The following is an 11151-nucleotide window of genomic DNA, read 5'->3' as shown; positions in this document are numbered from 1 at the left end:
GGCTGGGAGGGCGTGCTCCTGGACGGGAAGCTGGACCTCTGGGTGGACGTGGCGGCGGGGCAGGGGCGTCAGTCGCTGCGGTTGGACCCGGGCGGCGACGTGCCGGTGCGTCACCGCTCGTTGCTCGTGGGCGTGGCGGTGGGGCCCACGTGGACGTGGGGCCGGCTGGGGCTGTCCACCGGACCGCGCGTGGCCGGATTGTGGTTGCAGCGCTCCTTCCAGTTGGAGTTGTTGGACCGGAACGAGCAGTACGTCACGGCCTGGCCGGGATGGATGGCCGCGCTGTCGTTCCGCTTCAGCCCGGTGTGGATGGTGGAGGCGAGGGCGCAGGCGTTGTGGGCCTACGTCCCGGTGGACGGGCAGACGCGCACGGTGGGCTTTGGAGGCCTGCTGCTGGCCGGAGGGTACCGCTTCTGATGCGAGCCAGGACAAGCATGGGAGCGCTGGTGCTGGCGCTCATGGGCTGTGGCGGTTTCGACAACGGAGACCTGCGCACGGGCACAGTGCGGGGCCGCGTGCTGGGCGCGGAGTCCGGCGTCGCGCGAGTCAGCGTGCTGGGCCACGAGGAACTGCGCACGACGGTGGCCGCGGACGGCCGCTTCGAACTGGACGGCGTGCCGGCGGTGTCGCTGGAGCTGTACGTGGTCGCCTCGCGCACGCAGGCGGCGAGGACGCCTGTGTTGGCGCAGGGAGCCCGGGTCACCGACGTGGGCGATATCCAGGCGAAGCCCGGGGCCTTCCTCACCGTGAGGGTGCGGGACGAGCAGGGCGCCATCCCGCCCGACGTCGAGGTGGAGCTGCGAGGCACGGGAGAAGACCGAGCCAAGGTGGACACGAGCAGCGGCGAGGTCCGCCTGGGGCCGCTGCCCGCGGGCTGCTACGCGCTGGAGGTCAAGGCCGACGACCTGGAGGACGTAGAGACGGAGGTCTGCGTCCGGGAGGGCGAGGAGCGCGTACAGGTCATCACGCTGCCTGCGGATGACGATGGCGGCGGGGACGACGATGGCGGCAGCGACGACCACGGCGGCCGGGACGGCGGCTGAATCGTCACTTCACGTCAGTGACCCGCAGCGAATCGAGGAAGGCTTCGCCTTCGGGGAACGGATCCTCCTCGCGGGAAACAACCTGAAGGAAGACGAGGCTCGTCCCCGCGACGAGCCAGCGATCGCGGAGAATCTCTCCAATCCCATCCGGCATTTCTTCTGGAGGGCCCAGCCACTCTCGGACGACAGCGCGCCATTCCCATCCGTACCAGGGCGCGGGCAGCTGGGTGAGTTCGGTCTCCCGAATGCCCTGGAGCAGCGTCTTCCGGAGCTGCTCACGTTTCTCTTCGGGCGAGGCCTCGGGAGCGTAGACATCGACCTCCCAGTGCATCCTGAAATACCTGCCCGAGTCCGTGTGGTTCCATGAGCAGCCGCCGTTGCCGGTCAAGGGCTGAGGCTCACCAAAAGTGAGCAGGAGGTGGTGGTCGGCCCTCTCGTACCCGCAGAAGGCATCCGGCCCCGAGTGGCCCGGTTCCAGTCCGTCAGATGGCCCCCGAGGCGCCACGACGCTGACCCCGGGTACCGGCTCCCAGCGGACCAACTCCTGGGGCAGCGGCCACTGAGGCCGGGCGGGAGCGGCCGTCCGCCCCGACGCACAGGCCATGCATGCGAGCGCGAGCAGACTCGGAACGTAGCGGTTCAACCGGGTCATGGAGATAGGGTACACCCCGGGCCGTGAAGTCCCTGCCTCCCTCTCGCCCCTCGAAGGTGACGACGTGAACGACCGACTCCTGCGCACGGCGCGCCGCCAGCCCACCGACACCACCCCCGTGTGGCTGATGCGTCAGGCGGGCCGCTACCTGCCCGAGTACCGCGCCATCCGCGGCAACATCGCGTTCCTGGACCTCTGCAAGGACCCGGACCTGGCCGCCGAGGTCACCGTCCAGCCCATCACCCGCCTGGGCGTGGACGCGGCCATCATCTTCTCCGACATCCTCATCCCCGTGGAGGCCATGGGCATCCACCTGGAGCTGGGCGACAAGGGCCCCCACTTCCCCAACCCGCTGCGCACGCCCGCGGACATCGACAAGCTCGGCGTCCCCGACCCCGTGGAAGGCACCGGCTTCGTCGCCGAGGCCATCCGCCGCACGCGCAAGGCCCTCAACGACTCCGTGCCCGTCATCGGCTTCGCGGGCGCGCCCTTCACCCTGGCCGCGTACATGGTCGAGGGCGGCGGCTCCAAGAGCTACATCCAGATCAAGCGCCTCCTCTTCGAGCAGCCCGAAGTCGCCCACCGCCTCTTCCGGAAGCTCACCGACACCCTCATCCCGTACCTCAAGATGCAGGTGGAGGCCGGCGCGAAGATTGTTCAAATCTTCGACTCCTGGGGCGGCGAGCTGTCCCCCTGGGACTTCGAGCGCTTCAGCCTCCCGTACCTCACCGAGATGGTGACGGAGCTCAAGGCCACCGGCGTCCCCGTCATCCTCTTCGGCGTGAACATGACCCCGCACCTGCCGCTCCTGAAGCGCACCGGCGCGGACGTCATCGGCCTGGACTGGCGCTGCCCCGTGGACGAGGGCCGCCGCATCCTCGGGCCGGACGTGGCCACCCAGGGCAACCTGGATCCGCTCCACCTCTTCCTCCCCCGCGAGGAGCTGGATGGTCGCGTGAAGGACATCCTCCGCCGCGCCGGCCCCACCGGGCACATCTTCAACCTGGGCCACGGCATCCTCCCGCCCACCGACCCGGACGCCGCGAAGTTCCTCGTGGACGCCGTCCACAAGCACGGCGCCGCCCTCCGCCAGGGCACGCTCGGCTGAACAATCCCCAGCCCGCCCGACTGGCGAGCAGTTGACTCAAGAATCAATCCGACATTGACGCGGTGCATTGCCCGCCGTTAGAAGCGCCTCACTCGTTTCACAGAGGGTGAGGCACACATGGCAAGCGAGAAGCGCAACGGCCACCGGCGGGTGGCCATCGTCCGCGGACTGCGGACGCCGTTCGCGAAGGCGGGCACCGTCTTCGCGAACCTGACGGCGCTGGACCTGGGCCGCATGGTGGTCCAGGAGCTGGTGCAGCGCAGCGACCTGGACCCCAACGAAATCAACCAGGTCGTCTTCGGACAGGTCATCCCCACGCTGACCGCGCCGTCCATCGCGCGCGAAGTGGTGCTGGCGGCGGGCCTGCCCAAGCGCATTGACGCCTTCACGGTGGCGCGCGCCTGTGCCACGTCCATCCAGTCCATGGTGGCGGGCGCCAACGCCATCGCGCTGGGCGACGCGGACGTCGTCATCGCCGGTGGCACGGAGTCCCTGTCGGACGCGCCCATCTTCACCAGCCGCCCGCTGGCGCACGCGCTGGCCGCGTCGTCCAAGGGCAAGAGCCTTCCGGACAAGCTCAAGCCCTTCCAGAAGCTCAAGGCCAAGGACCTCATCCCCGTGCCCCCCGCCATCGCCGAGTACTCCACCGGCGAGACCATGGGCGAGAGCGCGGAGAAGATGGCCAAGGAGAACGGCATCACCCGCGAGGAGCAGGACCTCATCGCGTTCAACTCGCACCAGAACGCGGCCCGCGCGTGGAAGGAGGGCCTGTTCGACGGTGAGGTGATGCACGTCACCGTGCCGCCCAAGTACGAGCAGACGGCCACGAAGGACAACATCGTGCGCGACGACACCAGCCTGGAGGCGCTCTCCAAGCTCAAGCCCGTGTTCGACCGCCGCTATGGCAGCGTCACCGCCGGCAACGCGTCCCCGCTGACGGACGGCGCCGCGGCGCTCTTGCTGATGAGCGAGGAGAAGGCGAAGGCGCTGGGCTACGAGCCGCTGGGCTTCCTGCGCTCGCACGCCTTCGCCGCCACGGACCCGGGCGACCAGCTGCTCCAGGGCCCGGCGTACGCGGCGCCCGTGGCGCTCAAGCGCGCCGGGATGAAGCTTGGGGACATCGACCTGGTGGAGATGCACGAGGCCTTCGCCGCGCAGGTGGCGAGCAACCTCCAGGCGCTGGCGTCCAAGGAGTTCGCGAAGAAGGCGGGCTTCAACGCGCCGGTCGGCGAGGTGGACCGGTCCATCCTGAACGTGACGGGCGGCTCCATCTCCATCGGGCACCCGTTCGGGGCCACGGGCGCGCGCATCATCACGCAGGCCCTGAATGAGCTGAAGCGTCGGAACAAGAACACGGTGTTGTGCACCGTCTGCGCCGCGGGTGGCCTGGGCGCCGCGGTCATCCTGGAGCGTGCGTGATGGCGACCAAGCAAGAGGCAGTCGAAGCGAAGCAGGGCTTGAGCTACGACGTCACGAACGGCGTCGCGGTCATCACCGTGGACCAGCCGGGCGCGCCGGTGAACACGCTGTCCCCGGACGTGGGCGCCGCGTTCTCCGACCTGCTCCTCCAGGCGGAGCGGGACCCGGAGGTGCGGGCGGTGGTGTTCATCTCCGGCAAGAAGGACAACTTCGTCGCCGGCGCGAACATCGACTTCCTGCAGACGCTCAAGACGCCCGCGGACGTGGAGGCCATCAGCCGCGGCGCGCACGAGCAGTTCGACCGGCTGGAGTCCTTCTCCAAGCCGGTGGTCGCGGCCATCCACGGCGCGTGCCTGGGCGGCGGTCTGGAGTGGGTGCTCGCGTGCCACTACCGCATCGTCACGGACAGCCCCAAGTCGGTGGTGGGCCTGCCGGAGACGCAACTGGGCCTCATCCCCGGGGCCGGCGGCACGCAGCGGCTGCCCGCGCTGATTGGCGCGGAGGCCGCGCTGGACCTCATCCTCACCGGCAAGAACGTCAAGCCGTCCAAGGCGAAGAAGCTGGGCATCGTGGATGAAGTCGTCCCCGTGCCCATGCTCAAGGACCTCGCGCTCAAGCGCGCGGCGGAGCTGGCGGCGGGCACGCTCAAGGTGGAGCGCTCGCACCAGGGCTTCAAGGCCGTGGCCCAGAGCGGCAAGAAGAAGGGCATCGCCGGCCTCTTCCAGGGGCTCATCAACAAGGACCTCTGGAAGGAGGCGGCGCTGGAGGACAACCCGCTCGGCCGCAAGGTGATGTTCGACCAGGCGAAGAAGCAGCTCCTGAAGAAGACGCGCGGCAAGTACCCCGCGCAGGAGAAGGCGCTGCAGGTCATCCGCGTGGGCCTGGAGTCCGGCCGCAAGGCGGGCCTGGAGGCGGAGGCCAAGGCCTTTGGCGAGCTGGTGTTCACGGACGTGTCGCGGCGCCTGGTGGAGATCTTCTTCGCCACCACGGCGCTGAAGAAGGAGAACGGCACCTCCAACCCCAACCTGAAGCCGCGCGAGGTGAAGAAGGTGGGCGTGCTGGGCGGTGGCCTCATGGGCGGCGGCATCGCCTACGTGGCCGGCGTGCTCCAGGGCGTGCCCGTGCGCGTGAAGGACCGGGACGACGCGGGCGCGGGCCGCGCGCTCAAGCAGGTGCAGACGGTGCTGGATGAGCGCGTGAAGCGCCGCTCTCTCACCCGGCTGGAGTCCAACGCGAAGCTGTCCCACATCACCGCGGGCACGGACTACAGCGGCTTCAAGTCGGTGGACCTGGTGATTGAGGCGGTCTTCGAGGACCTGAAGCTCAAGCACCAGGTCATCGCGGAGGTGGAGGCCGTCACCGGCGAGAACACCATCTTCGCGTCCAACACCTCCAGCCTGCCCATTGGCGAGCTGGCGAAGGGCAGCAAGCGCCCCTCGCAGGTGATTGGCATGCACTACTTCAGCCCGGTCCACAAAATGCCGCTGCTGGAGATCATCACGCACCCGGGCACCGCGGAGTGGGTGACGGCCACCTGCGTGGACGTGGGCAAGAAGCAGGGCAAGACGGTCATCGTCGTCAACGACGGGCCGGGCTTCTACACGTCGCGCATCCTCGCGCCGTACATGAACGAGGCCGCGTACCTGCTGGCGGAGGGCGCGGACATCGTCCAGCTGGACAAGGCGCTGGTGGACTTCGGCTTCCCGGTGGGGCCCATCACGCTGCTGGACGAGGTGGGCATCGACGTGGCCCAGAAGGTGGGGCCCATCATGGAGGCCGCGTTCGGCAAGCGCATGGCGGCGCCCAAGGCGCTGGAGGGCGTGGTGTCCGACGGCCGCCTGGGCCGCAAGACGAACAAGGGCTTCTACCTGTACGAGAACGGGAAGAAGAAGGAGGTGGACCCGCAGGTCTACCTGCTCCTGCCGCACGGCAAGGACCGCAAGTCCCTGGACGCCGCGGAGATGGCCGAGCGCGTCGCGCTGCAGATGGTGAACGAGGCCATCCGCTGCCTGGGTGAGGGCATCCTGCGCAGCGCGCGCGACGGCGACGTGGGCGCCATCTTCGGCCTGGGCTTCCCGCCGTTCCTGGGCGGCCCGTTCCGGTACGCGGACGCCCTGGGCCCGGCGAACCTGCTGCGCAAGCTGGAGCACTACCAGGACAAGTACGGCGAGCGCTTCACGCCCGCGCCGCTGCTGGTGGAGAAGGTGCGCGACGGCAAGGGCTTCTACGAGTCCTGAGTGCCGCATGACGCACCGGGGCAGGGGAGGGGAGGGCTCACGGTCCTCTCCCCGTTTCCGGGGCTGACTTGACGCGAGGGGCGGTTCTGGACCAAGGGGCATGCCCCACATGGTCCGTTCCGCTCCTCGTGTTGTCCTGACCGCCGGGCTCGCGGCCCTGGTGGTGTGCACCGCGCTGGTAACGGTGTCCGCGCTGGCGTTCCCGCAGGGCTACAGCCCCGCGCGGCTGACGTGGCCGGGCGCTCCCATCCTCCTGGGCTGGACGCACTTCGACGCCGGTTGGTACGCGCACATCGCGACGGCGGGCTACAGCTACACGCCCGGCCAGCAGAGCCCGGTGGCGTTCTTCCCGCTGTACCCGCTGGTGCTGCGCGGCCTGGGCCTCTTGCAGGTGGACACGTTCCTCGCGGGCGTGCTCGTCACCATGCTGTGCGGCCTGGGCGCGCTGTACGTCTTCACGCTGTGGGCGCGCACGCGGGCGGATGAAGAGGCGGCGAGGAACGCGGGGCTCCTGCTGGCGTTCTATCCGTTCGCGTTCTTCCTCTACGGGGCCATGTATTCGGACGCGCTGTTCCTCCTGCTCATCATCGGGGCGTTCCTGTTGTTGGAGCGGGGGCAGCTGGGGTGGGCGGTGCTGCTCGCGGCGGTGGCCACGGCGGCGCGGCCGGTGGCGCCCGCGCTGGTGGTGGGCCTGCTGGCGCGGCGGCTGGAGTGGAAGCACGAGCGCGGCCTGAAGTGGAGCCTGATGGACCTGTTGCCGGTGTTCGCGGCGGCGGGCTTCGTGCTGTACGTGCTCTACCAGTGGAAGGCGTTCGGCGAGCCGTTCGCGTTCGTGAAGGTGCAGTCCGCGCCGGGGTGGGACCAGAAGCCGGGCTGGCGCACGTGGGCGAAGCTGCGCTGGTTCCAGGGCTTCAGCCGGGAGATGTCGCTGTCGGACGGCTTCCGGCTGGTGGGGCACGCGGCCGTCACGGTGGGGGCGCTCTCGCTGGTGTGGCCCACGGCGAAGCGGCTGGGGTGGGGCTATGGCGTGTACACGCTGGCCATCGTGGGATTGCCCGCCCTGTCCAGCAAGGACTTCATGGGCATGGGGCGCTACCTGCTGGCCGCCTTCCCGCTGTTCCTCACGCTGGCGCTGCTGCTCAAGGAACGGCCGCGCATGAGGTGGGGCGTGCTCGCGACCAGCGCCTGCGGGATGCTGGCGCTGGCGGCGGCCTACGGAGCGGCGGAGTACGTGTCATGAGCGGACGGATGGGACGAGCCGTGGACCCGAGCGTGGAGGCCACCTCATGAACGGCCTCATGGCCCAGGCGCTGGAGCTCTACGCGCACCTGCCCGCGAGCGAGCGCTTCCATGTGCACGCGCGGGCGTCGTCTGCCCCGCTGCTCGCGGTGGCGTCGCGCCTGCCTTCCGGGACGGTGGCGGACATCGGCTGTGGCCACGGCCTCCTGTCCGCGGTGATGGCGCTCGCGGTGCCGGAGCGCCGGGTGCTCGGAGTGGACCTGGACGAGCGCAAGGTGCACTGGGCGAAGCAGGCCCTGTCGGGGCTGCCCAACGTGACGCTGGACGTGGGCTCCGTGGAGGAGCTCGCGAAGACGCAGCCGAACACGCTGGACGCGGTGGTGGTCTGCGACGTGCTGTACCTGCTGCCCGATGAGCGGTGGCCCGGCTTCCTCCAGTCCGTGCGAGGCCTGCTCAAGCCCGGAGGCCGCTTCCTCCTGAAGGAGGTGGAGGGCGACCGCTCCTGGAAGCACGCCAAGGCGCTCGCGCAGGAGTGGGTGATGGTGTCGCTCCTGGGGCGCACCAAGGCCAGTGGCGGCATGGTGCTCAATCCGCGAGTCGACGGAGTCCGGCTCCTGCGTGACGCGGGCTTTGAAGTGCGTGAAGTCGTGGGCCTGGGCGAGGGCTACACCACGCCGCACCTGCTCTACGACGCAGAGGCCCGCTGAAGATGCCCCCGCGGGCGTGGCGGGCCGCCTCCAAACCTGTCCGACAGTCGGACAGGTTTCCACGGCTCGTCAGCCCAGCTCGCCGTAGTTCGCGAGCGTGATGCCCCGCTCCACGAGCTTCGCCTTCACCCGGGGACTGGTGAGCGCGGCCAGCTCCGCCTCCCAGCCATAGGTCCACGCCGGGTCCTCCGGCACCTGCGGAGCGCCCTCACCGGGGTGGCACCCCAGCTCGAAGTCCCCCGCCGGCAGCGAGTCCAGCACCGCGAGCAGCGCGGACTCATCCAACCGGCCCGCCTCGAACACGCCACCCGCGCTCACCCGCCGCACGCCCGGCCGGGCCCGGGGCGCCGTCCGCGCGAGCACCGCCAGCACCGTCGTCTTCAACGCGGGCCCGGGGGCCCGCAGCCACGACACCCGCGGCAGCGCATCCGGCCACCGCAGGGGCAGCCCCTCGCGCGCGGCGATGCCCTCCACCACCGGCCGCACCCCGGGCAGCAGGTGCAGGTGCTGGTGCCCGTCCAGGTGGTCCACCTTCGCGCCCAGCTCCCGCGCGCGAGAAAGCTGCGCGGACAGCTCCCGCTCCAGCTCCTCGCGCCGCACACGCCCCGTCATCCACGCCTTCGCGAACTCCGCCCAGTTGCCCATGAGCCGCCCGCCCGGCGCCACCGTCCGCACGGCCTCCGAGGGGGCCGCGCAGGGAAGCCGCGTGGACAGCGCCAGGTGCACGCCCACCGCCAGCCCCTGCGCCTTCGCCAATCCCACGGCCTCCGCCGCGGAAGGCCCCATGGCCAGCAACGTCGCGCTGGTCACGATGCCCTCGCGGTGCGCCTTGAGGATGCCCGCGTCCAGCGACGGATGCAGGCCCAGGTCGTCCGCGTTGACGATGAGGCGGGTGCGCGGCGCCATGTCCGTCCTACCCGCGCCCCGCGTGGCCCGGCACCGAACGCAGCGGCTGCACGGACGGCGGCAGGCGCACCGGCTTGACCGGCGGCGACGGCGAGCGCGTCTCCGGGTACAGCGCCACCAGCTCCTTCACCATCTTCAGGATGACGGACGGGGACGCCAGCGTGGAGATGCCGCGCGTGCGCGGGAAGTAGTCCACGCCCATCTGGAACACGCGGAAGCCCTTGCGGATGGCCTTCACCACCAGCTCCGCGTCGATGAACGAGCCCTGGCTCCGGAGCTCCATGGACTCCAGCACCTGGCGGCGCATCAGCTTGAAGCTGAAGTTCACGTCCTTGATCTGGATGTCGAACAGCGCCCGGATGAGCAGGTTGTAGACGAACGAGTACACGATGCGCTTGGCGCCCTCGCTCGTGCGGTCGAACCGGAAGGCGCAGATCATGTCCGCCTCCAGGTAGTCCATCAGGTGCAGCGCCCGCTCCAGCTCGCGCATGTCCCACGGCAGGTCGATGTCCGAGTACAGCACCAGGTCCTTCGTGCTCGCCGCCAGCCCCGTGCGCATCGCTCCGCCCAGCTTCAGGTTCACGGGGTGGGTGATGACCCGCAGCTGAGGCACCTTCGCCGCCAGCGCGTCGCAGACCTGCTGGGTCCGGTCCGTGGAGGCGTCATTGACGACGATGATTTCGAAGTCGTCGGTGAGCTTCGGCAGCACTTCCAGTGCGCGGCTCACCGCGCGCTCCACGTAGTCCTCTTCGTTCCAGGCGGGGAAGAAGAGGCTGATGCTCGGGTACTTGGCCACGGTCGTCATGTCGCGCGCGTTCCGTCAGGAAGGAAACGCGGGCTCGCTAGCAGAGGGCCTACTCGCTGGCAAACCCCTTGGCCCTTCTCGTGGGAAACCCCTATAGTACCGCATAGTCATCATTTTACGGGGACACGGTGAAAACCCAGCCCTACACGCTTCTGGTCGTGGACGATTCGCAGGCACTGCTGCCGCAGCTGGTGCGCACGCTCGGCCCGGAGGACTTCGCGCTCCGTGTAGCCCGGTCCGGGCCGGAGGCGCTGGGGCTGACCCAGGAGGTAGACGGCGTCCTGCTCTGCTCCGGCGGCCCCGGCGAAGCGCAGGCCCAAGGCCTCCTGGAGGCCCTCACCCCACCTCAACCCGCGCCCCGACCCGCCGTGGTGGTCCTTGCACCTCCACAGGACCGGGCCCTGCGCCTGTCCGCGCTGCGCCGGGGGGCTGAGGTGATTTTGACCCCCTGGGACGACGAGGAGCTGCGTTTGAGGCTCTACCGGAGCCTGGAAACGCACTCCCGGTTGAGGTCACTTCACTCCCAGGTAGAGGAGCTGCGGCGCCTGGCGGTGACGGACGGGCTGACCCAGGTGCACAACCACCGTTATTTCCAGGAGCGCCTGCGCGAGGAGTTCCGCCGCTCGCAGCGCTACGACGAGAGCCTGTCGCTCATCCTGGTGGACCTGGACCACTTCAAGAACATCAACGACGCCCACGGCCACGGGGCCGGGGACCGCGTCCTGCGGGAGGTGGCGGCCTCCCTCCAGCACAGTGTGCGTGAGACGGACCTGGTGGCCCGCTATGGAGGAGAGGAGTTCGCCATCCTCCTGCCCTGCACCCACCTGCCCGGCGCCCTCACCGTGGCGGAGCGAATCCGCAAGGGAATCAACGAGTTGCACGCGGGACCGGAGGGCGCCCTGCGCGTCACCGCGTCCCTGGGCGTCTCCAGCTTCCCGCACCGCGCCATCCTCGCCCCGGAGCAGCTGCTGCTCACCGCGGACGAGGCCCTCTACCGGGCCAAGCGAGAGGGTCGCGACCGCATCTGCCTCCACC

Annotated in this window: 10 protein-coding genes and 1 pseudogene; 8 read left to right on the top strand and 3 right to left on the bottom strand. The window is 69.8% G+C overall.

Translation table 11 applies throughout. The features are described 5' to 3' along the window. A pseudogene (locus D7W82_RS35075) lies at nt 1-417 on the top strand (caspase family protein); the annotation flags it as partial. Then, nucleotides 417-1043: a carboxypeptidase-like regulatory domain-containing protein gene (locus D7W82_RS35070; RefSeq protein ID WP_120622469.1), complete on the top strand. Its 627-nt coding sequence runs from the start codon at nt 417-419 to the stop codon at nt 1041-1043. The pseudogene D7W82_RS35075 and the gene D7W82_RS35070, both read left to right, overlap by 1 nt. Before the next feature lie 4 nt (nt 1044-1047). Here D7W82_RS35070 and D7W82_RS40265 read toward each other — a convergent pair whose 3' ends face one another. Further along, nucleotides 1048-1374, bottom strand: a complete 327-nt coding sequence (locus D7W82_RS40265) for a hypothetical protein (protein WP_147439706.1) — start codon at nt 1372-1374, stop codon at nt 1048-1050. A gap of 385 nt (nt 1375-1759) precedes the next feature. Here D7W82_RS40265 and hemE point away from each other — a divergent pair, with 385 nt between their 5' ends. From hemE to D7W82_RS35040, 5 genes are all read left to right on the top strand, one after another. Continuing rightward, nucleotides 1760-2803, top strand: coding sequence for a uroporphyrinogen decarboxylase (gene hemE, locus D7W82_RS35060; RefSeq protein ID WP_120622467.1), 1044 nt, complete (start codon nt 1760-1762; stop codon nt 2801-2803). 117 nt (nt 2804-2920) lie between these two features. Further along, nucleotides 2921-4222 carry an acetyl-CoA C-acyltransferase FadI gene (gene fadI / locus D7W82_RS35055; RefSeq protein WP_120622466.1) on the top strand — a complete coding sequence of 434 codons (1302 nt, stop codon included), beginning with the start codon at nt 2921-2923 and terminating at the stop codon, nt 4220-4222. Next, nucleotides 4222-6459: a fatty acid oxidation complex subunit alpha FadJ gene (fadJ, locus tag D7W82_RS35050; protein WP_120622465.1), complete on the top strand. Its 2238-nt coding sequence runs from the start codon at nt 4222-4224 to the stop codon at nt 6457-6459. The genes fadI and fadJ overlap by 1 nt, the downstream gene beginning before the upstream one ends. 109 nt (nt 6460-6568) lie before the next feature. After that, nucleotides 6569-7699, top strand: coding sequence for a mannosyltransferase family protein (locus tag D7W82_RS35045; RefSeq protein WP_120622472.1), 1131 nt, complete (start codon nt 6569-6571; stop codon nt 7697-7699). Nucleotides 7700-7745: 46 nt separating this feature from the next. Continuing rightward, nucleotides 7746-8405: a class I SAM-dependent methyltransferase gene (locus D7W82_RS35040; RefSeq protein WP_120622464.1), complete on the top strand. Its 660-nt coding sequence runs from the start codon at nt 7746-7748 to the stop codon at nt 8403-8405. A 69-nt stretch (nt 8406-8474) separates the two neighbouring features. On the opposite strand, the gene D7W82_RS35035 is transcribed toward D7W82_RS35040, so the two are convergent. Together D7W82_RS35035 and D7W82_RS35030 are read right to left on the bottom strand one after the other, a co-directional pair. Next, a complete protein-coding gene (locus D7W82_RS35035; RefSeq protein ID WP_120622463.1) occupies nt 8475-9311 on the bottom strand; it encodes a ChbG/HpnK family deacetylase in 837 nt (278 codons plus the stop codon). A gap of 7 nt (nt 9312-9318) precedes the next feature. Beyond that, on the bottom strand, nt 9319-10107 hold the full coding sequence (locus D7W82_RS35030; protein WP_120622471.1) for a glycosyltransferase family 2 protein: 789 nt from the start codon (nt 10105-10107) through the stop codon (nt 9319-9321). A 137-nt stretch (nt 10108-10244) separates the two neighbouring features. Here D7W82_RS35030 and D7W82_RS35025 point away from each other — a divergent pair. Continuing rightward, nucleotides 10245-11151 (top strand): diguanylate cyclase (locus D7W82_RS35025; RefSeq protein WP_120622470.1); only part of this gene is annotated, 907 nt, incomplete at its 3' end.

It is taken from the genome of Corallococcus sp. CA049B, assembly GCF_003611685.1.
Lineage (GTDB): Bacteria > Myxococcota > Myxococcia > Myxococcales > Myxococcaceae > Corallococcus > Corallococcus coralloides.
This window is presented reverse-complemented; position numbering and strand designations above follow the sequence as displayed.